This window comes from Bacillus sp. WC2503 (assembly GCF_052682895.1).
In genome coordinates this window covers 3,539,159-3,565,989 of sequence record NZ_JBQYMD010000001.1, presented here as the reverse complement: position 1 = coordinate 3,565,989, position 26,831 = coordinate 3,539,159, and the positions used below count along the sequence as shown (strand labels likewise).

At 36.7% G+C, this 26,831-nt stretch carries 27 protein-coding genes; 24 read left to right on the top strand and 3 right to left on the bottom strand.

The window, feature by feature from the left end; translation table 11 throughout:
- Positions 1–54: 54 nt before the first annotated feature.
- Positions 55–882, bottom strand: coding sequence for a late competence protein ComER (comER, locus tag ACUN26_RS18275; RefSeq protein WP_001020544.1), 828 nt, complete (start codon positions 880–882; stop codon positions 55–57).
- Between the two features lie 77 nt (positions 883–959).
- Between comER and ACUN26_RS18270 the strand changes: the two genes are divergently transcribed.
- The 3 genes from ACUN26_RS18270 to ACUN26_RS18260 all read left to right on the top strand — a co-directional run bounded on the left by ACUN26_RS18270 (position 960) and on the right by ACUN26_RS18260 (position 4,513).
- The gene (locus ACUN26_RS18270) at positions 960–1,556 is read left to right on the top strand and encodes a helix-hairpin-helix domain-containing protein (RefSeq protein ID WP_000989942.1); all 597 of its coding nucleotides are present in this window, start codon (positions 960–962) and stop codon (positions 1,554–1,556) included.
- 63 nt (positions 1,557–1,619) lie between these two features.
- Positions 1,620–2,177: a ComE operon protein 2 gene (locus ACUN26_RS18265; RefSeq protein ID WP_000439778.1), complete on the top strand. Its 558-nt coding sequence runs from the start codon at positions 1,620–1,622 to the stop codon at positions 2,175–2,177.
- A gap of 14 nt (positions 2,178–2,191) precedes the next feature.
- Positions 2,192–4,513, top strand: a complete 2,322-nt coding sequence (locus ACUN26_RS18260; protein WP_002093259.1) for a DNA internalization-related competence protein ComEC/Rec2 — start codon at positions 2,192–2,194, stop codon at positions 4,511–4,513.
- Between the two features lie 31 nt (positions 4,514–4,544).
- Here ACUN26_RS18260 and ACUN26_RS18255 read toward each other — a convergent pair whose 3' ends face one another.
- Positions 4,545–4,679 (bottom strand): YqzM family protein, encoded by a 135-nt coding sequence (locus ACUN26_RS18255; protein ID WP_000997609.1) that lies wholly within the window; start codon positions 4,677–4,679, stop codon positions 4,545–4,547.
- A gap of 348 nt (positions 4,680–5,027) precedes the next feature.
- Between ACUN26_RS18255 and holA the strand changes: the two genes are divergently transcribed.
- On the top strand, positions 5,028–6,038 hold the full coding sequence (gene holA / locus ACUN26_RS18250; protein ID WP_001279936.1) for a DNA polymerase III subunit delta: 1,011 nt from the start codon (positions 5,028–5,030) through the stop codon (positions 6,036–6,038).
- Positions 6,039–6,121: 83 nt separating this feature from the next.
- Here the strand turns inward: holA and rpsT are convergent, their stop codons facing one another.
- Positions 6,122–6,379 carry a 30S ribosomal protein S20 gene (gene rpsT, locus ACUN26_RS18245; protein WP_001274011.1) on the bottom strand — a complete coding sequence of 86 codons (258 nt, stop codon included), beginning with the start codon at positions 6,377–6,379 and terminating at the stop codon, positions 6,122–6,124.
- Positions 6,380–6,560: 181 nt separating this feature from the next.
- Here rpsT and gpr point away from each other — a divergent pair, with 181 nt between their 5' ends.
- The 20 genes from gpr (at position 6,561) to ACUN26_RS18145 (ending at position 26,787) form a co-directional block, all read left to right on the top strand.
- A complete protein-coding gene (gene gpr, locus ACUN26_RS18240) occupies positions 6,561–7,664 on the top strand; it encodes a GPR endopeptidase (RefSeq protein WP_000662628.1) in 1,104 nt (367 codons plus the stop codon).
- On the top strand, positions 7,661–8,026 hold the full coding sequence (locus ACUN26_RS18235) for a YqxA family protein (RefSeq protein ID WP_001214892.1): 366 nt from the start codon (positions 7,661–7,663) through the stop codon (positions 8,024–8,026). The genes gpr and ACUN26_RS18235 overlap by 4 nt, the downstream gene beginning before the upstream one ends.
- Before the next feature lie 210 nt (positions 8,027–8,236).
- Positions 8,237–10,060: an elongation factor 4 gene (gene lepA, locus ACUN26_RS18230; RefSeq protein WP_001030961.1), complete on the top strand. Its 1,824-nt coding sequence runs from the start codon at positions 8,237–8,239 to the stop codon at positions 10,058–10,060.
- Between the two features lie 129 nt (positions 10,061–10,189).
- Complete coding sequence (locus ACUN26_RS18225) at positions 10,190–10,564, top strand: winged helix-turn-helix transcriptional regulator (RefSeq protein WP_001293547.1); 375 nt, start codon at positions 10,190–10,192, stop codon at positions 10,562–10,564.
- Between the two features lie 51 nt (positions 10,565–10,615).
- Positions 10,616–11,755 (top strand): radical SAM family heme chaperone HemW, encoded by a 1,140-nt coding sequence (gene hemW, locus ACUN26_RS18220; RefSeq protein WP_000249447.1) that lies wholly within the window; start codon positions 10,616–10,618, stop codon positions 11,753–11,755.
- 133 nt (positions 11,756–11,888) lie between these two features.
- On the top strand, positions 11,889–12,905 hold the full coding sequence (hrcA, locus tag ACUN26_RS18215; protein WP_000954961.1) for a heat-inducible transcriptional repressor HrcA: 1,017 nt from the start codon (positions 11,889–11,891) through the stop codon (positions 12,903–12,905).
- Positions 12,906–13,019: 114 nt separating this feature from the next.
- Positions 13,020–13,586, top strand: coding sequence for a nucleotide exchange factor GrpE (gene grpE / locus ACUN26_RS18210; protein WP_000392715.1), 567 nt, complete (start codon positions 13,020–13,022; stop codon positions 13,584–13,586).
- Positions 13,587–13,612: 26 nt separating this feature from the next.
- Positions 13,613–15,448, top strand: a complete 1,836-nt coding sequence (gene dnaK / locus ACUN26_RS18205) for a chaperone protein DnaK (protein WP_000034694.1) — start codon at positions 13,613–13,615, stop codon at positions 15,446–15,448.
- A gap of 204 nt (positions 15,449–15,652) precedes the next feature.
- Entirely contained in the window at positions 15,653–16,759 is a 1,107-nt protein-coding gene (gene dnaJ, locus ACUN26_RS18200) for a chaperone protein DnaJ (protein ID WP_000043957.1), read from the top strand.
- A 28-nt stretch (positions 16,760–16,787) separates the two neighbouring features.
- Positions 16,788–17,726, top strand: coding sequence for a 50S ribosomal protein L11 methyltransferase (prmA, locus tag ACUN26_RS18195; protein ID WP_000872123.1), 939 nt, complete (start codon positions 16,788–16,790; stop codon positions 17,724–17,726).
- A gap of 144 nt (positions 17,727–17,870) precedes the next feature.
- Positions 17,871–18,620, top strand: coding sequence for a 16S rRNA (uracil(1498)-N(3))-methyltransferase (locus tag ACUN26_RS18190; RefSeq protein ID WP_001190139.1), 750 nt, complete (start codon positions 17,871–17,873; stop codon positions 18,618–18,620).
- A gap of 6 nt (positions 18,621–18,626) precedes the next feature.
- Entirely contained in the window at positions 18,627–19,979 is a 1,353-nt protein-coding gene (gene mtaB, locus ACUN26_RS18185; RefSeq protein WP_000108698.1) for a tRNA (N(6)-L-threonylcarbamoyladenosine(37)-C(2))-methylthiotransferase MtaB, read from the top strand.
- A 287-nt stretch (positions 19,980–20,266) separates the two neighbouring features.
- Positions 20,267–20,440 carry a 30S ribosomal protein S21 gene (gene rpsU, locus ACUN26_RS18180; protein WP_000048061.1) on the top strand — a complete coding sequence of 58 codons (174 nt, stop codon included), beginning with the start codon at positions 20,267–20,269 and terminating at the stop codon, positions 20,438–20,440.
- A gap of 15 nt (positions 20,441–20,455) precedes the next feature.
- Positions 20,456–20,899: a GatB/YqeY domain-containing protein gene (locus ACUN26_RS18175; RefSeq protein ID WP_000054576.1), complete on the top strand. Its 444-nt coding sequence runs from the start codon at positions 20,456–20,458 to the stop codon at positions 20,897–20,899.
- Positions 20,900–21,007: 108 nt separating this feature from the next.
- Positions 21,008–21,301, top strand: a complete 294-nt coding sequence (gene yqfC / locus ACUN26_RS18170; RefSeq protein ID WP_000732262.1) for a sporulation protein YqfC — start codon at positions 21,008–21,010, stop codon at positions 21,299–21,301.
- A gap of 176 nt (positions 21,302–21,477) precedes the next feature.
- Complete coding sequence (gene yqfD / locus ACUN26_RS18165) at positions 21,478–22,677, top strand: sporulation protein YqfD (protein WP_000792486.1); 1,200 nt, start codon at positions 21,478–21,480, stop codon at positions 22,675–22,677.
- Positions 22,678–22,680: 3 nt separating this feature from the next.
- Complete coding sequence (locus tag ACUN26_RS18160) at positions 22,681–23,640, top strand: PhoH family protein (protein ID WP_000840524.1); 960 nt, start codon at positions 22,681–22,683, stop codon at positions 23,638–23,640.
- Between the two features lie 185 nt (positions 23,641–23,825).
- Positions 23,826–25,970, top strand: a complete 2,145-nt coding sequence (locus ACUN26_RS18155; protein ID WP_000091505.1) for an HD family phosphohydrolase — start codon at positions 23,826–23,828, stop codon at positions 25,968–25,970.
- Positions 25,967–26,437 (top strand): rRNA maturation RNase YbeY, encoded by a 471-nt coding sequence (ybeY, locus tag ACUN26_RS18150; protein ID WP_000054674.1) that lies wholly within the window; start codon positions 25,967–25,969, stop codon positions 26,435–26,437. Before ACUN26_RS18155 ends, ybeY begins: the two co-directional genes overlap by 4 nt.
- Positions 26,434–26,787, top strand: a complete 354-nt coding sequence (locus ACUN26_RS18145) for a diacylglycerol kinase family protein (protein ID WP_000715513.1) — start codon at positions 26,434–26,436, stop codon at positions 26,785–26,787. The genes ybeY and ACUN26_RS18145 overlap by 4 nt, the downstream gene beginning before the upstream one ends.
- Positions 26,788–26,831 lie beyond the last annotated feature (44 nt).

The window sequence follows — 26,831 nt, the reverse complement described above, 5'->3', positions numbered from 1 at the left end:
CATAAAAAAGATACGTATTAATAAAAAGGATTTGGAATGGCGATGGCGTATTTATTATGTGTGTTTATTGAATTGCTGATCAACGCATTTTAAATCTTCATCAAACTTCTCGTGTGTCCGTTCGATTAATTTATGAAACATATCTCCAACATGTTCTTCTAAAACTAGAATACCTTCTCCTGTAACGCCGCCTTTGACACATACCTTTTCTTGTAAGGTAGGTAATGTGAAAATCTCTTTTTCAAGTAATTTCCCCATTCCAACGACCATTTCACTTACTAAAGTAGTAGCTTCTTCATGTGTAATATTTGTTTTATCTACAGCAGCGTTAATGAAACATTGTAATAAATAACTAAAGAATGCAGGGCCGCAGCTTGCTATATCAGATGAAACGCGCGTTATATCTTCTTCTATTACAAGTGGAGTAGAAATTTTTTTGAATAGCCGAAGTAGTTTTTGTTGCCACTCTTCAGAGCATTTACTTCCAAATGTAAATAATGATGCGCCAGATAGGGCGCGGTTTGTAATGCTCGGAATGATACGTGCGACGTGGCAAGGTACAAGTGTCTCTAATTGTGATGGAGATATTGGACTTGTGATAGAAACTAAGCACTTTTCATCAGAAAAATGTTCAGCATATTTTTGTAGGATAGGGTATATATCTTTTGGTTTAACGCAAATAAAAATAAGTTGTGATTGTTCGAGTACTTCTGGGATTGTTTTGGCTATATGAATAGAAGGGTATTTTTCTTTTATATGATATGCTTTGGCAGGTGTCCGATTAATGATTGTAAGGCACGAAGGTTTGACAGCACGGGTCTCTAAAAATGCATCGATTAGTATGTTCCCCATGTTTCCTGTCCCTATAATTCCTATGTTCAATGTTTCATCCCTCCTTCGTAACAGCTTTCTCCTAAACAATATGAATGATGTTATAAATTTATGATTAGAGGTGTAAAATGATGTGGGATTTTCCGAAAAAATGGTTGGGGTTAGTAGCTATTATTGTAACTGTACTTTTTCTTTTTTTCTGGAAAACAAACCAGCATACAGAGCGATTGGTCATTGCAACGGATGTTCAGGCGAAAGATGTAGAGAAAAAAAGTAAACCGAAAATATTAGGTGCAAAGGAACAGAAAAAAATACTAATTGACATGAAAGGGGCCGTTGTTAAAGAGGGGGTGTATGAAATGAAAGAAGGGGATCGATTCAAGGATGCGGTTGAAAAGGCGGGTGGTTTTTTGCCCGAGGCAGATATAAAGAAGGTGAATTTAGCACAAATTGTACAAGACCAAATGATTCTTTATGTACCCAATAAAAATGAGCAAGTGCAAGATGTGGCTACCTCTTCAAAGGGGGAAGGGAAAGTTCAAATAAATGCAGCTTCTAAAGAGCAACTTGAAAAAATCACAGGCATTGGCTCTCGAAAAGCGGAAAGTATTTTGAAATATCGAGAGGAACATGGTCCGTTTCAGAAAATAGAAGATTTATTAGAGATTGATGGGATTGGTGTGAAGTCTTTGGAAAAAATAAAAGATCAAATTATTATTCCGTAAAAGATTGACGAAGTTTTTCTTCATTCGCTACACTACAAGTAGACAAAAAAGAAGGTGAAAAATATGGAACGAATTTCGTGGGATCAATATTTTATGACGCAAAGTCATTTGTTATCTTTACGTAGTACATGTACAAGACTTGCAGTAGGGGCAACAATCGTTCGTGACAAGCGGATTATTGCTGGCGGCTATAATGGTTCAATTAAAGGTGGGGTGCATTGTATCGATGATGGATGCTATGTCATTGATAATCATTGTGTTCGTACAATTCATGCAGAAATGAATGCTTTATTACAATGTGCCAAGTTTGGTGCGAAAACAGAAGAAGCAGAAATTTACGTTACGCATTTCCCTTGTTTACAATGTTGTAAGGCAATTATTCAAAGTGGTATTACAGCGGTTTATTATGCGCAGGATTATAAAAATCATCCATACGCCATAGAGTTATTTGAACAAGCGAATGTAACAGTGAAGCATGTTCCACTAGAATATGATATTGCTGCATTAGAGGAGCAAAAACGTTATACGGAGTTAACAGAATTATTTGCGTCTTTCGAAAAAGATAATTTATCAATGGAAGAATTACAACATGTATTCACGAAAGCAAAAATGATGCTATAAGGAGTGAGTATAAGTTGCATGAACAATGGGGCTATATTGCAATCTCTTTTATAATGGGGATTGCAATCGCCTTTTCCTTGTCATTTTTATGGATTGCTTGTTGTTTCGTTTTATATGTTTTCTTCTGTTTATATCGTACTTCGCGTAAAACCTTCATTTTTTGTATGATAGCGTGTTTTAGTGGTGCTATGTACACTTCGTATGTTCAAGGACAAAATAAGCCTCTAGGGGAGCCCTATGAAGCTACAAGAGGGGTGATACAAAATACACCTCTTATTAATGGGGATCGCCTATCTTTTCAATTTGAAGATCAGAATAAAAATACAGTGCAGTTAAGTTACAAAATGAAATCAGCCTTGGAAAAGAAACAATTACAACAATTATATGCGGGAGTATCCTGTGTATTCAAAGGTGAGAGGAAAGAACCGCAAACTGCTCGGAATTTTCATGGTTTTGATTACCGAGATTATTTATATAAACAAAATATTCATTTTATATTCCATGCTACATATATTTCTGAGTGCCAAAAAACATCATTATCATTTGTGCAATGGATTCTTTTTTATAGGCAGCACATAATCTCTAAAGTTACAGAAATGTTTCCAGAGCAATCAGGTGCTTTTATGAATGCATTATTATTTGGTGACCGACAACAAATGACGTTTGAAGTTGAAGAACAGTATCAGCAATTTGGTCTTGTGCATTTATTGGCGATTTCAGGGTCGCATATTGTTCTGTTAATGGTGATAGTTTACTTTGTTTTACTGAGAATTGGTGTGACGAAGGAGATGGCGACAGTATTTCTAATTGTTTGTATTCCAGTGTACATGATTATAGCAGGCGCATCACCGTCTGTTATAAGAGCTTCTATAACAGGTGTTTTATTGTTGGTTGCTTTCATTTGTTCTGTTCGCTTATCTAGTTTAGATGCCTTAAGTATAACGGCTATATGTATGCTTATATACGACCCATATCTTGTTTTTAATATAGGATTTCAATTTTCATTTGTAGGTAGTTTCGCTTTAATTTTATCTGCTCCGATACTACTAAGGCATAGTAATGGAATAATTCGAAATGCTATTTATATTTCTATTATCTCGCAGCTCGTTAGTACCCCGATTTTGTTATATCATTTTGGTTATTTTTCTCCATATAGTATTTTCCTCAACCTCATATACGTTCCATTTTTATCTATACTTGTATTACCATGTAGTATTATTATTCTGGTATTTATACCAATTATCCCATTTCTCGCAAAAGGACTTGCAAATATACTGTCAGTAGGTTTAATTATTTCTAATAATTTACTAAGTTATTGTGAAAGCTTACCGTTTCCCCGCCTTGTTTTCGGGCAAACATCTATACTTCTTATAGTTGTATATTGTGTGATGATTGTTAGTATATTGATCGTCTTGGAAAGAGGGCTGCCGAAAAAAATTGTATTCATAGTCATGAGTGGATTTCTTTTTATTAGCACGTGTCATTATGTATACCCGTATTTTCGCGAGAGTGGGAGTGTGACATTTATTGATGTTGGACAAGGTGATGCAATATTAATTCGACTTCCATATGATAAAGGGGTTTATCTTATTGATACAGGTGGAACACTTCGGATAAATAAAGAAGAATGGCAACGGAAAAAGCATGAATTTTCTGTTGGTCACGATATTCTTGTTCCTTTTTTGCAAAAGGAAGGTGTGAAAACAATTGATAAATTAATCATAACGCATGGAGATGCGGATCATATAGGTGCCGCATCAGATTTATTATCGTATATAACTGTAAAAGAAGTTGTATTTGGTCAAAAGAAACAAGAGACAGTATTAGAAAAGGTGTTAAAGAAAAAGGCATTAGAAAAAGAAGTGAAAATAAGTATAGTGGAAGAAGGGGAGTGTTGGAGTATAAATGGAGCGGAATTTTTTATACTAGCTCCGAAAGGGAAAGAAAAAAGTGAAAATAACTCTTCAATTGTAATGTGGGCCAAATTAGGAGGATTAACATGGCTGTTTACAGGTGATTTAGAAGAAGAGGGAGAGGAACTTTTAGCATCGACATATCCATATTTACGGGCGGATGTTTTAAAAGTTGCGCATCATGGGAGTAAAACGTCATCTACAGCACCTTTTTTGAGGCTTATACAGCCTAGTATAGCGATTGTTTCTGTGGGAGAACGGAATAGGTATGGACATCCGGATAAGGAGGTGATAGAGCGTTTTGAGAAGATGGGTACTGAAGTATGGCGAACGGATAAACAAGGTGCTATTTCCTATGTTTTTAAAGGGGAAACCGGAACCTTTAAAAGTAAAATCACATATGATGAAATACATAATAGATGAAAAAGAGAAGACTGCCATGAAATGGCAGCCTTTAAGAACCGATGAATTTAATAACAGTTGCAATAATGAAAAGTGTTGCGAAAAAACCAAATGAGACGATAAATCCTACCCCTGAATCAATAGCGTCATTGCGTTTACTTTGAACATTTTGTTCAAAATCATTCATTTAGAATCCCTCCCCAACATTCCACTTTAGTATAAAATATTGTCAGAAAAAAATCTACAATTTCCATATGAAGAGGAACCGAGTATTTTTACTACTTTCTAGTTCGTTAAGTGACATGAGTTTTTCGTTTCCAAGCATGTTAAGAGTTGGCACTTATACTCGGATTTTTATTGTGAATAATAAAGGGAAGGTGATTACCGCACACCAATAAGAAACCCGGGACTTATTGCGTGGCGTTTAATATAAATAAAGGGGCGGGTTGTAAAGCCTGTTCCTTTGTACTTGTAAAACAAAAGCTAGGGCATTAGTATAAATATATATTGCCAAGTTAGGGAGTAGGAAAAAAGTATGAGTGATATACATAAAAAAATTAATAAGAAGCAGTTTGCTCCGTTATATTTACTGTATGGAACGGAAGCGTTTTTTATAAATGAAACGATAAAGCTTATTACAACAGAAGCACTTGAAGAGGAAGATCGAGAATTTAATGTTGTGACATACGATTTGGAAGAATCCTATTTAGAAGATGTGGTTGAGGATGCGCGTACACTTCCTTTTTTTGGGGAACGGAAAGTACTATTAATGAAATCACCACTTTTTTTAACTTCACAAAAAGAAAAGTTAGAACAAAATATAAAAATTTTAGAAGAATATATTGGTGAACCTTCTCCATTTTCTATTCTTGTTTTTGTTGCGCCTTACGAAAAACTCGATGAACGAAAAAAAATTACAAAACTATTAAAGAAAACAGCGGATGTAGTAGAAGCGAATGCGATGCAAGTGCAAGATGTTCAGAAATGGATTGGTGCTCGTGCTGATGAAGTACATGTGCATATTGATAATGCAGCTGTTAGTTTGTTATTAGAGCTTGTGGGAAGTAATGTAACGATGTTGGCGAAGGAAATGGACAAGTTAACGTTATACGTTGGTATGGGCGGAGAGATTACACCAAAACTTGTTACAGAGCTTGTGCCGAAGTCTGTGGAGCAAAATGTATTTGCTTTGACAGAAAAAGTAGTGAAAAAGGATATTGCGGGTGCAATGCAAATTTTAGATGGATTATTTACGCAGCAGGAAGAACCGATTAAATTGCTTGCGTTATTAGTGAGTCAATTCCGCTTGCTGCATCAAGTGAAAGAGTTGCAACAACGTGGTTACGGACAAAATCAAATCGCGTCTCATATTGGTGTACATCCGTATCGTGTAAAGTTGGCGATGAATCAAACGAAGTTTTTCTCTTTTGAAGAATTAAAAAAAGTTATTATAGAATTAGCGGAAGCTGATTATAGTATGAAGACGGGGAAAATGGATAAGAAACTTGTGCTTGAGTTTTTCCTGCTGCGGCTAAATCATATGTAGTGATACAAAAAAGTTCATGTACTTGTTACGTGAACTTTTTTGTATATAAAAAAACGATCCAAATGGATCGTTTTTTAAACGCCTTACGCGTTTACTTGTTTCGCTAAGCGAGATTTTTGACGAGCTGCAGCGTTTTGGTGGATAAGACCTTTACGAGCTGCTTTGTCAAGTTTTTTAGAAGCAGTTTTGAAAGCTTCTTTAGCATTTTCAAGATCGTTATTAGTAACTAAAGCTTCTACAGTTTTAACAGCAGAACGCATGTCAGACTTGATAGAAGCGTTATGTGCACGACGCTCTTCGCTAAGTTTAGCGCGTTTGATAGCAGATTTGATGTTTGCCATACTTTTCACCTCCCTGGTGCAATCGAATGACTCGATTCTTAACATAGAACAAGTGATATTCTATCAAACGGTGAAGAGAATTGCAATAGTATATCAATGAAATTTCACGTAAAGGAAAGAATGACCTTATATAACTTTGGGAAATCTAACGATATTTACTATGAATTACGGAGGAGATACGATGAAAGAACCATTAGATTTAAGTAAATATAGTGTTAGAACTGACCTTGCTGTAGAAGCGCATCAAATGTTGCAAGAACGCCAAGAAGAACAAGAAGGGGTACAAGGAGTTATTGTAAAAGAGAGGGAAGAAGAGGGTATTACAATTACAAAAGTCACAATTGATGAAGTTGCATCTGAATCGATGGGTAAAAAACCTGGAAATTATTTAACGCTTGAAGTGCAAGGTATACGTCAACAAGATACGGAACTGCAACAAAAGGTAGAGCGTATTTTTGCGAAAGAATTTTCTTATTTCTTAGAAGAGGTTGGCGTTACAAAAGAAGCGAGCTGTTTAATTGTTGGTCTTGGGAATTGGAATGTAACACCGGATGCACTTGGACCGATAGTTGTAGAAAACGTATTGGTAACGAGACATTTGTTTCAATTGCAGCCTGAAAGTATAGAAGAAGGTTTTAGGCCTGTTAGTGCAATTCGTCCGGGAGTAATGGGAATTACAGGAATTGAAACGAGCGATGTTATTTATGGAATCATTGAGAAGACGAAGCCAGACTTTGTAATTGCAATTGATGCGTTAGCTGCACGCTCTATTGAACGTGTAAATAGTACGATACAAATTTCGGATACAGGGATTCATCCTGGATCTGGTGTTGGGAATAAACGTAAGGAGCTAAGTAAAGAAACATTAGGAATCCCTGTTATTGCGATTGGTGTTCCAACTGTAGTAGACGCAGTTTCTATTACGAGTGATACGATCGATTTTATTTTGAAGCACTTTGGAAGAGAGATGAAAGAGGGACATAAGCCGTCACGGTCTTTATTACCAGCGGGATTTTCATTCGGAGAAAAGAAAAAATTAACAGAAGAAGATATGCCGGATGAAAAAAGTAGGAATATGTTTTTAGGTGCTATTGGTACGTTGGAAGAAGAAGAAAAAAGAAAATTGATCTATGAAGTACTGTCTCCTCTCGGTCATAATTTAATGGTGACCCCAAAAGAAGTAGATGCTTTTATAGAGGATATGGCAAATGTAATAGCGAGTGGGTTAAATGCAGCGCTGCATCATCAAATTGACCAAGATAATACGGGAGCATATACACATTGAGGGGGAGAGACGATGATAGTTTAAGTCGTTTTGCACTTCTGTGTATATGTAGTGCAGTTTTATGTTTACTTATGATGATAGCAGGAGTTGCGCTTGCTAATCATGGTTTGAAAAGTATGAAAGGTTATCAGCAGCTGTCGTATGAACAAATAGCTCATATGACAGGGACAGAGGGTGCGAGTGCTGAATCAGAAATTTTGGGAAGTTCGTTTTCAACTATTGAGAAACAAAAACAATTAGAAAGTTTAAGAAGTTTTAATGTCGTAGAAGGAATTGGTATGGCGATAGCAAGTGTTGCTTATGAAATAACAAAGTTTGGAACGGATATAGTTGTTGGGAAAGTGAAAGAGATTTTTAGCTAAGAGTAGCAGGAAGAACGGTTGTCTTATCGTTTTGTACGACAGCCGTTTTTTAATTTGAAAAAGGTTTGTCTCTTATGGTTTGTTCGCATAAGATATAGATAGAATGATTTGTCTTGTAAGCAGCACGAGTTTTCATTGAATCTTTGCTGCTCTATTGATATAATCAGTGCTAGTGTATATTGGCGAGACTATTAGGAGTTGAGAACATAGATGAATAAAGAAGAAAGAGCAAAAAGACAGTCCAAAATTCGTAACTTCTCCATCATTGCTCACATTGACCACGGGAAATCAACGTTGGCAGACCGTATTTTGGAGAAAACAAACGCGTTAACACAGCGCGAAATGAAAGCTCAGTTGCTTGACTCTATGGATTTAGAGCGTGAGCGCGGTATTACAATTAAATTAAATGCAGTACAATTAACGTATAAAGCGAAAGACGGTGAAGAGTATATTCTTCACTTGATCGATACGCCAGGACACGTCGATTTTACGTACGAAGTATCTCGTAGTTTAGCGGCTTGTGAAGGTGCAATTCTTGTTGTTGATGCAGCGCAAGGGATTGAGGCGCAAACATTAGCAAACGTATATTTAGCGCTTGATAATAATTTAGAAATCTTACCAGTTATTAATAAAATCGATTTACCAAGTGCGGATCCAGAACGCGTACGTCAAGAGGTAGAAGATGTAATTGGTTTAGATGCATCGGAAGCTGTACTTGCTTCGGCAAAAGCAGGCATTGGTATTGAGGACATTTTAGAACAAATCGTTGAAAAAGTACCAGCTCCGACGGGTGATTCAGAAGAGCCGTTACAATGTATGATTTTCGATTCCTTATATGATCCATATCGTGGTGTAATTGCATATATCCGTGTTGTAAACGGAACGGTAAAAGTTGGCGATAAAGTACGTATGATGGCAACTGGTAAAGAGTTTGAAGTAACAGAAGTAGGTGTATTTACACCGAAAACAACGCAGCGTGATGAGTTAACTGTAGGTGATGTAGGTTTCTTAGCAGCATCTATTAAAAACGTAGGTGATACACGTGTTGGTGATACGATTACACATGCGAAACGTCCGGCTGCAGAGGCGTTACCAGGTTACCGTAAATTAAACCCGATGGTATTCTGTGGGCTGTATCCAATTGATTCTGCTCGTTATAACGATTTACGTGATGCGTTAGAAAAATTAGAGTTAAACGATTCTGCTCTTGAGTTTGAACCAGAAACATCTCAAGCGCTAGGATTTGGTTTCCGTTGTGGATTCTTAGGTTTACTTCACATGGAAATCATTCAAGAACGTATTGAACGTGAATTTAAGATTGACTTAATTACAACAGCGCCAAGCGTTATTTATAAAGTTTATTTAACAAACGGTGAAGATGTTATTGTTGATAATCCATCTAATATGCCAGATCCACAGTCTATCGATCGTGTAGAAGAGCCGTTTGTTAAAGCTTCAATTATGGTTCCGAATGACTATGTTGGAGCTGTAATGGAAATTTGCCAAGGTAAACGTGGAACGTTTATTGATATGCAATATTTAGATGAAACGCGTGTTACATTAACATATGAAATCCCGTTATCAGAAATCGTATATGACTTCTTCGATCAATTGAAATCAAATACGAAAGGATATGCATCATTTGACTACGAGTTAATTGGTTATAAACCGTCTAAACTTGTGAAAATGGATATTCTTTTAAATAATGAACAAGTGGATGCTTTATCATTCATTGTGCACCGTGATTCAGCGTATGACCGTGGTAAAGTAATCGTAGAGAAATTAAAAGAATTGATTCCAAGACAACAGTTCGAAGTGCCAATTCAAGCTACTATTGGAAACAAGGTTGTAGCACGTTCTACAATTAAGGCGATGCGTAAAAACGTACTTGCAAAATGTTACGGTGGTGACATTTCTCGTAAGCGTAAACTTCTTGATAAGCAAAAAGAAGGTAAAAAACGTATGAAGTCTGTTGGTTCTGTAGAAGTACCGCAAGAGGCATTCATGGCTGTACTGAAAATGGATGACAACTAATATAAAATAAAGAAGGAGTCGTTTATGCGGCTTCTTTTTTTCTGTATCATTACTTTTTAGACATCTTAGTATCTCTCATTTACAATAGTGAGAGAGCTTTTTAGTTCATACAGAGTTAGGAGATTATTAATGTCCGAAAATATTCGAAAAGATATTCAAGAGAAACTACAAAATGGTAATTTTAATTGTGAAAAGGAATTGACGCTTTCTATTATTAGTGGAAAGTGGAAAGTTGTGATACTGTGGCATCTTGGTGTGGAAGGGCCTCATCGTTTTAGCGAATTACAACGGTTATTCCCAAGCATTTCTCATAAAGTTTTGTCGAACCAATTAAAAGAGTTAATGGAAGATGGGATTGTTGATCGAACAGTATATCCCGAAATTCCTCCTCGTGTTGAGTATTATATGACGGAACTAGGCATGTCACTTTTACCAATCGTTGAAATGATGTATGATTGGGGAAAAATGCGAATGGAACAAATCCGTAATACGTTAGAGAAGTAGAGAACCCTCCGGAGTGCGGAGGTTTTCTTTTTAGAAAGGTAGGAGTTATATTTGGTACAAGCTGCATATATTCATATTCCGTTTTGTCAGCATATTTGTCACTATTGTGATTTTAATAAAGTGTTTATTGAACGCCAACCGGTAGATCAATATTTAGAGTACTTAGAGAAAGAAATAATAAATACGGTTCAAAAAGTACCGTTTGATAGTATGAAAACGATTTTTGTTGGTGGAGGAACGCCGACAGCATTAAATATGGAACAGACAAAAAAATTACTCGAGATTATTAATCGTCATTTGCGTCCGTTTGCTCCGAATTGTGAATTGACATTTGAAGCGAATCCAGGAGATCTGCCGAAAGAGAAGTTGAATGTACTGCTAGAAGGTGGAGTGAATCGAATTAGTTTTGGTGTGCAAACGTTCCGTGATGAACTGCTGGAGAAAATCGGGCGCAAGCATACGAGGGAAGATGCATTCCTAGCGATTCGAGAAGCTCAAGAAGTAGGCTTTAAAAATATTAATGTAGATATTATTTATGCTTTGCCAGGACAAACGATAGAAGATGTGAAGGAAACATTAGACATTGCCTTTACGCTTGGTGTACAACATTTCTCGGCATATTCATTAATTGTGGAACCCAAAACAGTGTTTTATAACTTAATGAATAAAGGGAAATTGCGTCTTCCGGGTGAAGACCATGAAGCGAAAATGTATGAAATGGTAATGGATGAAATGGAGAAACACGGTTATAGCCAGTATGAAATTAGTAATTTCTCAAAAGGTGATAATGAAAGTAGACATAATCTCACATACTGGAATAATGAAGAGTACTATGGATTTGGAGCTGGAGCGCATAGTTATGTAAATGGGGAACGTATTCAAAATGTAGGTCCGCTGAAGCAATATTTTAATAAAATTGATGAAACAGGATTTCCTTATTTAGATGTTCATGAAGTGACTGAGAAGGAAAAAATGGAAGAAGAGTTGTTTTTAGGACTTCGAAAAACAAAAGGTGTTTCTAAAATAGCATTCCAAAAGAAATTCAATATAGAGATGGATCAAGTTTTCGCGAAGCAGTTACAAGGCAATCAAGAACAAGGGTTGCTTGAAGAAAGAGATGGATATGTGCGTTTAACACGAAAAGGGAAATTATTAGGGAATGAAGTGTTCCAGTCATTTTTGATTGACTAATTAAATGTTTCATAAACGTGAAAAAAATTCATTATTTCGTGACGTTTCCGTTGACAATTGAATGTCAATTTTGGTAAGTTATTAATAGATTTAGCACTCGAAGACAAAGAGTGCTAACAGAGGTGATGATGAGATGCTTACGGAACGTCAGCTCTTAATTTTACAAACAATTATTGATGACTTTATTGGATCAGCGCAGCCCGTTGGGTCTAGAACGTTGGCTAAAAAAGAAGAAATCACATTTAGTTCAGCTACTATTCGAAATGAAATGGCTGATTTAGAAGAATTAGGTTTTATTGAAAAAACACATAGTTCTTCTGGACGGGTTCCTTCTGAGAAAGGATACCGATTTTATGTAGACCATCTTTTAGCGCCGCAAAACTTACCGAACGATGAAATTGTACAAATTAAAGATTTATTTGCTGAAAGAATTTTTGAAGCAGAAAAAGTTGCACAGCAATCTGCTCAAATTTTATCAGAGCTTACGAGCTATACGGCGATTGTTCTAGGGCCTAAGTTAAGCACAAATAAACTTAAAAACGTACAAATTGTGCCGCTTGATCGTCAAACAGCAGTCGCTATTATTGTAACGGATACAGGGCATGTACAAAGTAAAACGATTACCGTTCCGGAATCTGTTGATTTATCAGATTTAGAAAAAATGGTTAACATTTTAAATGAAAAGCTATCTGGTGTACCGATGGCAGAACTTCATAATAAAATCTTTAAAGAGATTGTTACAGTTTTACGTGGGTATGTTCATAATTACGATAGTGCGATAAAAATGTTAGATGGTACATTTCAAGTTCCGTTATCGGAAAAGATATACTTTGGAGGGAAAGCGAATATGCTTTCGCAACCGGAGTTCCATGACATTCATAAAGTAAGATCTTTGCTGACGATGATTGATAATGAGGCTGCGTTTTATGACATTTTGCGTCATAAACAAGTCGGAATTCAAGTGAAAATTGGTAGAGAAAATTCTTCTACGGCAATGGAGGATTGCAGTTTGATTTCTGCAACGTATTCGATTGGAGAAGAGCAACTTGGAACAATTGCAATTTTAGGTCCGACGAGAATGCAATACTCTCGTGTAATTAGTTTACTGCAGTTATTTACAAGACAGTTTACAGACGGACTTAAAAAGTAAATGAGAGTAATACATTCGCTCAAGTGATGAAATTTTCATTGCTGTGTGTAATATATAATGCTTAGGTAATCATGCTAAGCATGATACCTAATACCTTTTAAGGAGGTGAAAATTGTGGAAGAGCGTAACGAACAAGTGGTAGAAGAAGTGAAAGAAGCGCAAGTTGAAGAAGCTGTCACGCCAGAAAACAGTGAAAAAACTGTAGAAGAAAAAAGTGAGGCTGCTCTTTTACAAGAAAAAGTAGATGAGTTACAAGCGAAACTAACGGAAACGGAAGGTCGCACATTACGTCTACAAGCTGATTTTGAAAATTATAAGCGCCGTGTCCAAATGGATAAACAGGCTGCTGACAAATATAGAGCACAAAGTCTAGTTTCAGATATTTTGCCAGCTCTTGATAATTTTGAAAGAGCGATGCAAGTGGAAGCGACTGACGAGCAAACGAAATCCTTGTTACAAGGTATGGAAATGGTGCATCGTCAATTGCTAGAAGCGTTGACTAAAGAAGGTGTGGAAGCGATTGAAGCTGTTGGTAAACAGTTTGATCCGAATGAACACCAAGCTATTATGCAAGTGGAAGACAGTGAATTTGAATCAAACGCGGTAGTTGAAGAATTCCAAAAAGGTTATAAACTAAAAGACCGTGTGATTCGCCCATCAATGGTAAAAGTAAATCAATAATTTACATAAAAGTAGGAGGATTCGCCATGAGTAAAATTATCGGTATTGACTTAGGTACAACAAACTCTTGTGTAGCTGTTATGGAAGGTGGAGAACCAAAGGTTATCCCAAATCCAGAAGGAAACCGTACAACACCTTCTGTTGTAGCTTTCAAAAATGAAGAGCGTCAAGTTGGGGAAGTTGCGAAGCGTCAAGCAATTACAAACCCAAATACAATCATGTCTGTTAAACGTCATATGGGTACAGACTACAAAGTAGAAGTTGAAGGTAAAGATTTTACACCTCAAGAAATTTCTGCAATCATTTTACAAAACTTAAAAGCTTCTGCTGAAGCATACTTAGGTGAAACAGTAACGAAAGCTGTTATTACAGTACCTGCATACTTCAACGATGCAGAGCGTCAAGCAACGAAAGATGCTGGTCGTATCGCTGGTTTAGAAGTTGAGCGTATCATTAACGAACCAACAGCAGCAGCACTTGCTTACGGTTTAGAAAAACAAGATGAAGAGCAAAAAATCTTAGTATATGACTTAGGTGGCGGTACATTTGACGTATCTATCCTTGAGTTAGCAGACGGCACATTCGAAGTTATTTCAACTGCTGGTGACAACCGCCTTGGTGGAGATGACTTTGACCAAGTTATCATCGATCACTTAGTAGCTGAATTCAAAAAAGAAAATAACATTGATTTAAGCCAAGATAAAATGGCACTTCAACGTTTGAAAGATGCAGCTGAAAAAGCGAAAAAAGATCTTTCAGGTGTAACACAAACACAAATTTCATTACCATTCATTAGTGCTGGAGCTGCTGGCCCATTACACTTAGAATTAACGTTAACAAGAGCAAAATTCGAAGAGCTTTCAGCAGGTCTTGTTGAAAGAACATTAGAGCCGACTCGTCGTGCATTAAAAGACGCTGGCTTTGCTCCAAGTGAATTAGATAAAGTTATCCTTGTTGGTGGATCTACTCGTATCCCAGCTGTTCAAGAAGCTATTAAACGTGAAACTGGTAAAGAGCCATACAAAGGCGTAAACCCTGATGAAGTTGTAGCATTAGGTGCTGCGGTTCAAGGTGGCGTACTTACTGGTGATGTAGAAGGCGTACTATTATTAGACGTAACTCCACTTTCTTTAGGTATTGAAACTATGGGTGGTGTGTTCACGAAATTAATCGAGCGTAACACTACAATTCCAACAAGTAAGTCACAAGTATTCTCAACAGCTGCTGATAACCAACCGGCAGTAGACATTCATGTACTACAAGGTGAGCGTCCAATGTCAGCTGACAACAAAACATTAGGTCGTTTCCAATTAACGGATCTTCCACCAGCACCACGTGGTATTCCACAAATCGAAGTAACATTCGATATTGATGCGAACGGTATCGTTAACGTACGTGCAAAAGACTTAGGAACAAGCAAAGAGCAAGCTATTACAATTCAATCATCTTCAGGTCTTTCTGATGAAGAAGTAGATCGTATGGTACAAGAAGCAGAAGCAAATGCTGACGCTGACCAAAAACGTAAGGAAGAAGTTGAACTTCGTAATGAAGCTGACCAACTTGTATTCCAAACAGATAAAGTTGTAAAAGATTTAGAAGGTAAAGTAGATGCGGCTGAGGTTGCAAAAGCGACAGAAGCGAAAGAAGCGTTGCAAGCGGCAATTGAGAAAAACGATCTTGATGAAATCCGTGCGAAAAAAGATGCTTTACAAGAAATCGTACAACAATTAAGCGTTAAATTATACGAGCAAGCTCAAGCAGCTGCAGGGCAAGCAGAAGGTGCACAAGGAGCACAAGACGCTGGCGCGAAAAAAGATAATGTAGTAGACGCTGAATTTGAAGAAGTAAAAGAAGACAAGTAATTTAAGTACAAACATAATAAGTAAGATGACAAAAAGTCAAAGTCAAGCGTGCCTTGGCTTTGGCTTTTTTCATAAATGAGGAGAAATGTGTGAGGATCTTAAGTTTTTTAGCTTGCATACTGTAAGTGAGGAAACTTTGTTGCAAAGCACTTTCTTTCGGTGTTAAAATTACGTTTATGTGAAAGATTCGGGGGTTGCAAATTTATGAGTAAACGAGACTATTATGAGGTCCTTGGGCTTAGCCAGGGCGCTTCAAAAGATGAAATTAAAAAAGCGTATCGTCGTTTGGCTAAAAAATACCATCCAGACGTAAGTAAAGAAGAAAATGCAATTGAAAAGTTTAAAGAAGTACAAGAGGCATACGAAGTGTTGAGCGATGATCAAAAGCGTGCGCAGTACGATCAATTTGGTCATGCTGGTGCAACTCAAGGCTTCGGTGGCGGAGGAGACTTCGGCGGTGGCTTTGGTTTTGAAGATATCTTTAGTTCGTTCTTTGGCGGCGGTGGCGGCAGACGTCGAGATCCAAATGCTCCGCGCCAAGGTGCTGACTTACAATATCAAGTCACTTTAGACTTTGAAGAAGCTATTTTTGGTAAAGAGTTAAACGTTGAAATTCCAGTAGAAGATCCATGTGATACTTGTAAAGGTAGCGGGGCAAAACCAGGAACTTCAAAAGAAACATGTAAACATTGTTCAGGATCAGGTCAAGTAAGTGTAGAACAAAATACACCGTTTGGTCGTATTGTAAACCGTCAAGCTTGTGGTCATTGTTCAGGAACTGGTCAAATGATTAAAGAAAAATGTACGACATGTCACGGTTCAGGTAAAGTACGTAAGCGTAAAAAAATTAACGTTAAGATTCCAGCTGGTATTGATAATGGCCAACAAATTCGTGTATCTGGAAAAGGTGAAGCGGGCGTAAATGGTGGACCGGCAGGAGATTTATATGTAGTTGTTCATGTAAGAAATCATGAATTCTTCGAGCGTGAAGGTGATCATATTATTTGCGAAATGCCATTAACATTTGCGCAAATGGCACTTGGTGCTGAAGTAGAAGTTCCTACTGTTCATGGGAAAGTGAAGCTGAAAATTCCAGCAGGAACACAAACAGGAACAGAATTCCGCTTAAAAGGAAAAGGTGCTCCAAACGTACGTGGATACGGTCAAGGAGATCAATATGTAGTCGTTCGTGTTGTTGTACCAACAAAATTAAATTCACATCAAAAAGATTTATTACGTGAATTTGCAGGGCAAGAAGAGCAGGATGATAGTTTATTCGGAAAGCTTAAACGTGCTTTCAAAGGGGAATAATGGAAATAAAAAATGGAGTTGGTAAATTGTGAAATGGTCAGAAGTTAGTATTCATACAACAGAAGAAGCAGTAGAAGCTGTCTCTCATATTTTACATGAAGCTGGTGCTAGTGGAGTTGCAATTGAGGATCCAGCAGAGTTGACGAAAGAGCGCGAGCAACAATATGGTGAAATTTATGCATTGAACCCAGATGAATACCCGGCAGAGGGTGTATTAGTAAAAGCATATTTCCCACAAACGGATTCTTTACAGGAAACGATTGCGGGTGTAAAATCATCTATTGATGTGCTTCCATCTTACGACATTGAAATTGGTACTGGAAATATTACCATTAACGAAGTCAATGAAGAAGATTGGGCTACTGCTTGGAAAAAGTATTACCATCCAGTACAAATTTCTGATACATTCACAATCGTACCGACATGGGAAGAATACACACCATCTTCTCTGGATGAAAAAATCATTGAATTAGACCCGGGTATGGCGTTTGGTACAGGAACTCATCCAACAACAACGATGTGTATTCGTGCTTTAGAAAAAACAGTTCAATCAGGTGATACTGTCATTGATGTAGGAACGGGTTCAGGTGTACTTAGTATTGCAGCGGCAAAATTAGGTGCGTCTTCTGTTCAAGCATACGATTTAGATCCAGTTGCAGTGGAAAGTGCGGAAATGAATGTACGTTTAAATAAAACAGATGATATCGTATCTGTTGGACAAAATAGTCTTTTAGAAGGTATTGAAGGACCTGTTGATTTAATCGTAGCGAATTTATTAGCAGAAATTATTCTTCTATTCCCTGAAGATGCAGCACGAGTTGTAAAATCAGGTGGATTATTCATTACATCTGGTATTATTGCAGCGAAAGAAAAAGTAATTTCTGAGGCGTTAGAAAAAGCTGGATTTACAATTGAAGAAGTATTACGAATGGATGATTGGGTAGCAATTATTGCACGAAATGCGTAATATAGATTTTAGTTTATAATGAAAAGGGGAGTCTCTCACTATAAGGTGAGGGACTTGCCGTTTGTTATATGAAAAATGATAACGTTTCGTTCTTTTCGTAAGTGTTGACTTACGAAAGGAACGAAACTCTACTAAGGTGATTATATGCAACGTTATTTTGTAGAAGAAAAACATGTAAGTGAAGCAAAGATTCGCATTGTAGGTGATGATGTACATCACATTGCGAGAGTAATGCGTATGTCAGCTGGTGATCACATTTATTGCTGTGTAAACGGAAAAACAGCAGTATGTTCAATTGATGAAATTACCAGTGAATTTGTTGAGACAGCTATTGTAGAATGGGTAGAGGCATCAAGTGAACTTCCTGTGTTCGTGACGATTGCAAGTGGACTGCCAAAAGGAGACAAGCTAGAGTTAATTTTTCAAAAAGGAACCGAGCTTGGGGCAGCCGCATTTTTACCATTTCAAGCATCTCGCTCTATCGTAAAATGGGATGCGAAAAAAGCTGATAAAAAAGTTGAGCGTTTAAGAAAAATTGTGAAAGAAGCTGCGGAACAATCGCATAGAAGTGAAGTTCCAGAAGTACATGCTCCAGCATCGTTTAAGCAATTGCTTTCAATGAGTGGTGAGTATGATGTTTGTCTTGTTGCGTATGAAGAAGAAGCAAAACAAGGCGAGAAATCTAATTTTGCGAAAGCTTTAACGACAATGAAACCAGGTCAAAAGCTATTAATTGTATTTGGCCCAGAAGGCGGTTTAGCTGAGGAAGAGATTACGGCGCTTCGTGAACATAAATTTGTACTATGTAGTTTAGGACCAAGGATTTTAAGAACGGAAACGGCACCGCTTTATGCGTTAAGTGCTGCTTCTTATCATTTTGAATTGATGGGGTGATGATCAATGTCAACTGTTGCGTTCCACACGTTAGGTTGTAAAGTAAACCACTATGAAACAGAAGCTATTTGGCAATTGTTTAAACAAGGTGGTTATGAAAGAACTGAATATGAAAAGAAATCTGATGTATATGTTATTAATACATGTACAGTAACAAATACTGGAGATAAAAAAAGCCGTCAAGTAATTAGACGTGCTGTGCGTCAAAATCCAGATGCGGTTATTTGTGTAACGGGATGTTATGCGCAAACATCTCCAGCTGAAATTATGGCAATTCCAGGTGTAGATATTGTAGTTGGTACACAAGATCGTGAAAAGATGTTAGGATACATCGAAGAATTCCGTAAAGAGCGTCAACCAATTAATGCTGTCCGTAACATTATGAAAACACGTGTATACGAAGAACTTGATGTACCATATTTCACGGATCGTACACGTGCTTCATTAAAAATACAAGAAGGTTGTAATAACTTCTGTACGTTCTGTATTATTCCTTGGGCGCGTGGTTTAATGCGTTCTCGTGATGGAAAAGAAGTTATTAAACAAGCGCAGCAATTAGTGGATGCAGGCTATAAAGAAATCGTATTAACTGGTATTCATACAGGTGGATACGGTGAAGATATTAAAGATTATAACTTAGCTGGATTACTTCGTGATATGGAAGCAGAAGTAGGTGGATTAAAACGTCTTCGTATTTCTTCTATTGAAGCGAGTCAAATTTCAGATGAAGTAATTGAAGTGTTAGACAAATCTGAAGTAGTTGTACGCCACTTGCACATTCCGTTGCAATCAGGATCTAATACTGTATTAAAACGTATGCGTCGTAAGTATACAATGGAATTTTTCCAAGAGCGTTTAGATCGTTTGAAAGAAGCGTTACCAGGTCTTGCGATTACATCAGACGTAATTGTTGGCTTCCCAGGTGAAACAGAAGAAGAATTTATGGAAACGTACAATTTCATTAAAGAGAATCGCTTCTCTGAGTTACACGTATTCCCTTATTCAAAACGTACGGGAACACCTGCAGCGCGTATGGAAGATCAAGTTCCTGAAGATGTGAAGAATGATCGTGTTCACCGTCTAATTGAACTATCTAATCAATTAGCGAAAGAGTATGCTTCACAGTTTGAAGGAGAAGTACTTGAAATTATCCCGGAAGAGCAATTTAAAGATGGCGATCGTGAAGGGTTATATGTAGGTTATACAGATAACTATTTGAAAATTGTCTTTGAAGGGTCAGAAGAATTAATTGGTAAGCTAGTGAAAGTGAAAATTACGAAAGCTGGTTATCCATATAACGAAGCGCAATTTGTTCGTGTTATTGAAGATGATGTGAAAAAAGAATCAGCGAGCGCGTAAAAAAAAGCATGCAAACGGAAACGGTTTGCATGCTTTCTTTTTTCATGGAAAAGTTAAGTGTTGAAAAGGTACAATGATAAAAATATAGTTGTTTTCAGTGGAAAAGGATGATAGCTATTTGCATAGCTTTAAAAAAGGAAGAGCATCTATTCCTCTTTTATTCGGTCAAATAGTTGACCTGAAGTGATAAAATGTATTATAATCGTAAAAGACATGCTGAAGAAGTGTTTCTTTTTGCATGCTGAAGTTAGTATGTAAGTGTGATGTTTCGGAGGGAGGGAAAGAGAATGTCAAAAACAGTCGTTCGTAAAAACGAGTCTTTGGAGGATGCACTTCGCCGTTTTAAAAGATCGGTTTCTAAAACTGGTACACTTGCTGAAGCAAGAAAGCGCGAGTTTTATGAAAAACCAAGTGTAAAACGTAAGAAGAAATCTGAAGCGGCAAGAAAGCGTAAATTCTAAGAGAGGGTGTAAGTTATGAGTCTTCTCGGTCGTTTAAACGATGATATGAAACAAGCGATGAAGAATAAACAAAAAGAAAAATTAACCGTTATTCGTATGGTTAAGGCTGCTTTACAAAATGAAGGTATTAAACTGCAACATACTCTTACAGAAGAAGAGGAATTAACAGTTTTAGCTCGTGAAGTAAAACAGTATAAGGACTCCCTCCTTGAATTTAAAAAAGCTGGTCGTGAAGACCTTGTTGATAAACTGCAAAGTGAAATTCAGATTTTAAGCGCATATTTGCCGGAGCAATTAACTGAAGAAGACCTGATTGATGTAATCAAGCAAGTTATTTCTGAAGTTGGTGCGACATCAAAAGCAGATATGGGTAAGGTGATGACTGCTGTTATGCCGAAAGTAAAAGGTAAAACAGACGGATCACTTGTGAATAAGCTGGTTATCCAGCTATTAGCATAAAAAAACGTCTCATTTCGTATGAGACGTTTTTTTATGCTTTTTTTCAGTTTGGACGTGATATTACAAGCTCTTTTTTCATACATATGGGATGAGAGGAGGTCTTTTAAGATGAAAAAATTAGAACAAATGAAGAATTGGTTAACGAAGCAAATAGACCTGCCAGTGGATGTGCTAATGGATCTACCTCGGATCACGCTTGTTGGGCAAGTGCATATCTATATAGAAAATCATCAAGGTTTATTAGTGTTTTCAGATAAAGAAGTAAGATTGTTGCTAAAACATGGTCAATTATTAATTAAGGGGCAATCCTTCGTTATTAAAACAATCCTTCCAGAGGAGCTTTTGCTTGAAGGGATCATTGAGCAAGTGATGTTTTTAGAAAGTGAAAAGCAAAAAGAGTGAGGGAAACTTCCGTATGTGAAGTTTTTCTTCTTTATTCTCGTGATTCGACCTTACTATTCAGTTATCTCGCTATTTATGGGCAGTAAAACTCTTTATATCATTTTCGTACGAGCTATTTTGCTAATTAAAGTGAAAAGTAGTATGTCTACTTTTGGGAAAGGTAGTGGAGGTAGTAGATGAAAAATAAATGGTTTATAAAGTGGCTTGGATATGTAAAAGTACGAATTGAAGGTAGAGGAGCGGAACGGTTCGTTAATGAATGCGTACGTAGAAAATTATTAGTTTGGGATGTTAAGAAGATTGCTGATGAAACGTTAGTTTTTTGTATGTTGTTACGCGATGTGAAAAAATTAAAACCAATTTATAGAAAAAATGAATGCAAATTATATTTCATTGGACGCTACGGTTTTCCTTTTTGGAATAAGCGTTTAATTAAAAATAGTGGGTTTTTAATCGGTTTTTTAATTTTCTTTTTTGGTATGATTGCAATGTCAAATATGGTTTGGAAAATTGAGATTACAGGAGCGAAACCTGAAACAGAATATATATTGATGAAAGAATTGGATAAAATGGGTATTAAGAAAGGAAAACTACAGTTTCAAATGCCTAGTGTAGAAGATGTGCAACGCCATTTGACGGACAATATTAATGCGATTACTTGGGCGGGGCTGGAAGTAAGAGGGACCACCTATCATTTTAAAATTGTGGAAAAAAACGAGCCGAAAAAAGAAAAGGAACAGCATCCACAAAATTTAGTGGCAAAAAAAGAAGCAATTATTACAAAAACGTTTGTAGAGGTTGGAAAACCAGTCGTTATGAAAAATGACCATGTTGAAAAAGGACAACTTCTTGTATCAGGTATATATGGTAATGAGGAAAACCCGTCAGTTGTTTCGGCGAAAGGTATTGTATATGGAGAAACTTGGTATACATCCGAGGTGAGTGTGCCGCTGAAAACACAATTTCAAGTGTATACTGGTAATGCGTATAATGAATACTTTCTTAAGTTTGGGAGTGCAAAAATAAAAATATGGGGATTTCAACATGATAAGTATAAACGCTCTCGTACTGAACATGTAAAACATGATGTGAAATTATTTGGTTTTACATTACCGATTGCATATGAAAAAGATATTGTACGAGAAGAGGAAGAAGCGAATCGAGAATACACAGAAAAACAGGCATTGAAAGTAGCGAAAGAGATGGCTGAAAAAGAACTAAAGAAAAAATTGGATGAACATGCTATGATTGTAAGTGATAAGATTTTGAGTAAAGAGGTTGAGGCGGATCAACTAAAAGTTACATTGCATTATACTGTAATTGAAAATATTGCAGAGTCACAACCGATATCCGAATCCGATATTCAAGGAGACTGAGTAATGGCAGAACAATTAGTAGAAATGAACCAACAATTGGAAAATACTAACGAAGCAATCGCTCTTTTTGGAGTCAATGATGCTCATTTAAAAGTAATGGAACGAGAACTTAATGTATCTATCGTAACTAGAGGTGAAACAGTTCATGTGTCTGGGGCAGATGAAAACGTGACACTCGTAGAAAAAATCTTACAGCAATTACTTGTTGTTATTCGTAAAAGTGTATCCATTACAGAAAGAGATGTTGCGTATGCAATTCAGCTCGCAAAACAAGGGAAAATTGCTCAATTTGAAGAGTTATATGAAGAAGAAATTTTTAAAACGGCAAAGGGTAAATCTATTCGTGTAAAAACAATGGGACAAAGACGATATATTCATGCGATGAAGAAGAATGATATTGTATTTGGGATAGGACCTGCTGGAACTGGAAAAACGTACTTAGCTGTAGTAATGGCTGTAAGAGCGTTAAAACAAGGGTATGTAAAGAAAATTATTCTAACAAGGCCTGCTGTAGAAGCTGGAGAGAGTTTAGGTTTTTTACCAGGGGATTTAAAAGAGAAGGTAGATCCATATTTACGTCCATTGTATGATGCACTGCACGATATTCTTGGACAAGAATATACGCAGCGTATGATGGAGCGAGGTGTAATTGAAATCGCGCCTCTTGCTTATATGAGAGGGCGTACGCTTGATGATTCATTTGTTATTTTAGATGAAGCGCAAAATACAACTGGTGTCCAAATAAAAATGTTTTTAACAAGATTAGGTTTTAGTTCTAAAATGGTTATAACAGGGGATCCTTCGCAGGTAGATTTGCCAAAAGGGGCAAAATCAGGTCTTTCTATTGCTACAAATGTTTTATCTGGTGTATCAGGACTTTCGTTCATTACATTAGAGCAAAGCGACGTTGTGAGACATCCGTTAGTGCAACGTATTATTGAGGCGTATGATAAAATGGAATGATCCTATTTGTCAGGATCATTTCTTTTTGTATGATAAGGTTGGCGAATAGCAATTTTTTTACTATCATGAAAGAAGAAGAGTATAAGCGATAAATGACGTATGATTCTAAAAGTGTCGCTTGTTAGAAGAAACGAAAGCTATAAATAGTTTCACTTTATTTCTGGAGAGGAGAAGGTATTGAAATCATGTCAAGATCTCAAGAAATTTCTAAGTGGTTTCGTAATTTACAACATTCGAAAAAACTAAGTTGGATTTCTTACGTTTTATTAGGAGCAGTGCTGTTTTTTGCACTTATGAATAATGTAAAACCAGAGCAATTAGATGTTACAACATATTCTATTGCGAAAAAAACAATCCATTCTCCTATTAAAATTGAAGATAAAGTTACAACGGACAAAAAGAAAAAAGAAGCCGCTACAAAAGTTGAAGATCAATATACATATAAAAGTGAGTATAAACAAAATAAAGTGGATATTGTGAATGACGTCTTTGCTAAAGTAGATGAAGTGATACAAGAGATTAAAGCGGTTGGGCCGGATGAGCAAAAAAAGATTACTGATGCTGAAAAAGTGGACAAGTTGAAAAAAAAATTGCCTACTGATTTAACGAAAGAATTATCTGATTTAAACTTACTAAACTTAATTAATGCAGATTCGAACCAATTAGTATTAGCAAAAGATGCAGCAGTTACAGCTATTAATAGTATCATGACTGAGCATATTAAAATGGACGAATTGAAGGATGCGAAGGAACGATATGTAAGTGAGATGAATAGTGTTAATGTTGATAATGGTTTAAAGGAATCTATTAAGGCGTTAGGGAAATATGCGATTTCTGCAAACTATTTTTATGATCCGACCTTAACAAAAGAGAAGAGAAAAGCGGAAGAAGATTTAGTTCCACCTGTTTATATTCTTCAAGGGCAAGTCCTTGTTAGAGAAGGTGAAACGATTTCAAGTGATATGTACAATCAGTTGAAATTAGTTGGTCTGTTAGAAAAAGGGAACAGTTTTCAACCCTATGTTGGATTAGCGGTACTCATTGGTGTGCTATTGTACTTTATGCATAAGCAATTTGAAGTATTTTTACAACGGAAAAGGGAAGATAGACCGTATATTTTAGCGTACATTACCATTTTGTCGATCACGATCGTTTTAATGAAAATCATTAGCTTGTTCCAAAAGCTTGAATATGCAGGGATCGCGTATGTCGTTCCAGTTGCAATGGGAACAATACTTGTAAAACTAATGATTGGTGATCGATTTGTTTTTTTAACAAGCATGATTTTTTCTGTATGCGGAAGCATTATGTTTAATGAAGGAGTAACGAGCACCCTGAATTATAGTGTGGGGATCTATGTGTTACTAAGTTCACTATCAGTTAGTATTTTCTTGAGAGAAAAAAATCGTCGTACGATGATTTTACAAGCGGGTATACTCGTTTCTGTGTTAAATGTGGTCGTATTGGCAGCGTTATTATTGTTGCGTAATGGGAATTTTTCGCCTCTTGAAATTGGTACACAATTATTGATGGCTTCTGTTTCAGGGATTATCTCTTCGGTGTTAGCTATGGGGATTTTACCATATTTAGAGAGTGGACTTGGCATTGTATCAAGTATGAAGCTTATGGAACTATCAAGTCCAAATCATCCGCTTTTGCGTAAGATTTTGCTAGAAGCGCCAGGGACATATCACCATAGTGTAATGGTAGCGAATCTTTCTGAAGCTGCTTGTGAAGCAGTCGGGGCAAATGGTGTATTAGCCCGTGTAGGGGCGTATTATCATGATGTAGGAAAAACGGTACAACCACAGTTCTTTATTGAAAATCAGATGGGGATTGAAAACCCACATGATAAACTCGCCCCTGTAACGAGTAAAGATATTATTATCGCTCATGTAACGGACGGGGTGAGGATGCTAGAAGAGTACCATATTCCGCAAGAAATTATTGATATTGCTGGACAACATCATGGTACAACGTTACTTAAATATTTTTACTATAAGGCGATTAAAGAAGATAAAGAAAAATATACAGAAGAGATGTTCCGTTATCCAGGATCCAAAGCAACTTCTAAAGAGTCGGCGATTGTTGGTATTGCTGATAGTGTAGAGGCCGCGGTGCGTTCTATGAATCATCCAACGCCAGATCAAATTAATAATTTAGTGCAAAGTATTATTAAAGATCGTTTGCAAGATGGACAATTTAGTGAATGTGATTTGACATTTAAAGAGCTACAAATCGTTGGAAAAACGTTATGCGAGACGTTAAATGGTATTTTCCATTCGCGTATTACATATCCGGAACTACCGGAAGAGAAGGAGAAAGAATGAGTTTATTAATTGATTTTATTGATGAAACAGAAGAAGTGAAAGACGATTATATAAGTTTGATTCGAGAGCTGGTAGAGAAAGCGGCTCAAATGGAAAACATAGAAGAAGGGGCAGAATTATCGGTTACGTTTGTAGATAATGAACGTATTCGTGAAATAAACCGTGATTACCGAGATAAGGATCAGCCTACGGATGTTATTTCTTTCGCTATGGAAGAAATGGGAGAAGGTGAAATGGAAATTGTCGGTGCGGAGATGCCGCGTATGTTAGGAGATCTTATTATTTCTATTCCAAGAGCGAAAGAGCAAGCTGAAGAATATGGACACTCTTTTGATAGGGAACTTGGGTTTTTAGCGTTACATGGCTTTTTACATTTGCTTGGTTATGATCACATGACAGAAGAAGATGAAAAAGAAATGTTTGGAAGACAAAAAGAAATTTTAGAAGCATTTGGATTAGGACGATGAAAAAAGGAAAACTTTTAGATAGTTTTGGATATGCTATAGCTGGTATATTCTTTTGTCTTCGTCATGAAAGAAATATGAGAATTCATTATTTAGCCGCAGTCATTGTTATATGCTGCGGCTTTTATTTCCATATTACGAAAATAGAGTGGGTGGTATTACTTATTGTGATAGGGATTGTAATGGGTTTAGAGATGGTAAATACGGCTGTGGAAAAAACAGTAGACTTAGTGACTGCTGATATACATCCATTTGCGAAAATTGCAAAGGATGTCGCAGCAGGAGCGGTTTTACTCTTTGCAGTTATAGCCGTTATAATTGGTGCTATTATCTTTGTACCGTATGTGGTATAGTTGCATTCCGAAGCTTTTATTAAGCCTAGGAAGTGCTATAAAGG

Coding starts and splice junctions, on each gene's coding strand:
- dnaK (WP_000034694.1), top strand. CDS start 13,613: ATGAGTAAAATTATCGGTATTGACTTAGGTACAACAAACTCTTGTGTA.
- ACUN26_RS18145 (WP_000715513.1), top strand. CDS start 26,434: ATGAAAAAAGGAAAACTTTTAGATAGTTTTGGATATGCTATAGCTGGT.
- rpsU (WP_000048061.1), top strand. CDS start 20,267: ATGTCAAAAACAGTCGTTCGTAAAAACGAGTCTTTGGAGGATGCACTT.
- holA (WP_001279936.1), top strand. CDS start 5,028: ATGAGTGATATACATAAAAAAATTAATAAGAAGCAGTTTGCTCCGTTA.
- ybeY (WP_000054674.1), top strand. CDS start 25,967: ATGAGTTTATTAATTGATTTTATTGATGAAACAGAAGAAGTGAAAGAC.
- hrcA (WP_000954961.1), top strand. CDS start 11,889: ATGCTTACGGAACGTCAGCTCTTAATTTTACAAACAATTATTGATGAC.
- ACUN26_RS18155 (WP_000091505.1), top strand. CDS start 23,826: ATGTCAAGATCTCAAGAAATTTCTAAGTGGTTTCGTAATTTACAACAT.
- ACUN26_RS18270 (WP_000989942.1), top strand. CDS start 960: ATGATGTGGGATTTTCCGAAAAAATGGTTGGGGTTAGTAGCTATTATT.
- yqfC (WP_000732262.1), top strand. CDS start 21,008: ATGAAAAAATTAGAACAAATGAAGAATTGGTTAACGAAGCAAATAGAC.
- yqfD (WP_000792486.1), top strand. CDS start 21,478: ATGAAAAATAAATGGTTTATAAAGTGGCTTGGATATGTAAAAGTACGA.
- rpsT (WP_001274011.1), bottom strand. CDS start 6,379: ATGGCAAACATCAAATCTGCTATCAAACGCGCTAAACTTAGCGAAGAG.
- ACUN26_RS18160 (WP_000840524.1), top strand. CDS start 22,681: ATGGCAGAACAATTAGTAGAAATGAACCAACAATTGGAAAATACTAAC.
- lepA (WP_001030961.1), top strand. CDS start 8,237: ATGAATAAAGAAGAAAGAGCAAAAAGACAGTCCAAAATTCGTAACTTC.
- ACUN26_RS18225 (WP_001293547.1), top strand. CDS start 10,190: ATGTCCGAAAATATTCGAAAAGATATTCAAGAGAAACTACAAAATGGT.
- ACUN26_RS18190 (WP_001190139.1), top strand. CDS start 17,871: ATGCAACGTTATTTTGTAGAAGAAAAACATGTAAGTGAAGCAAAGATT.
- gpr (WP_000662628.1), top strand. CDS start 6,561: ATGAAAGAACCATTAGATTTAAGTAAATATAGTGTTAGAACTGACCTT.
- ACUN26_RS18265 (WP_000439778.1), top strand. CDS start 1,620: ATGGAACGAATTTCGTGGGATCAATATTTTATGACGCAAAGTCATTTG.
- dnaJ (WP_000043957.1), top strand. CDS start 15,653: ATGAGTAAACGAGACTATTATGAGGTCCTTGGGCTTAGCCAGGGCGCT.
- mtaB (WP_000108698.1), top strand. CDS start 18,627: ATGTCAACTGTTGCGTTCCACACGTTAGGTTGTAAAGTAAACCACTAT.
- ACUN26_RS18175 (WP_000054576.1), top strand. CDS start 20,456: ATGAGTCTTCTCGGTCGTTTAAACGATGATATGAAACAAGCGATGAAG.
- ACUN26_RS18255 (WP_000997609.1), bottom strand. CDS start 4,679: ATGAATGATTTTGAACAAAATGTTCAAAGTAAACGCAATGACGCTATT.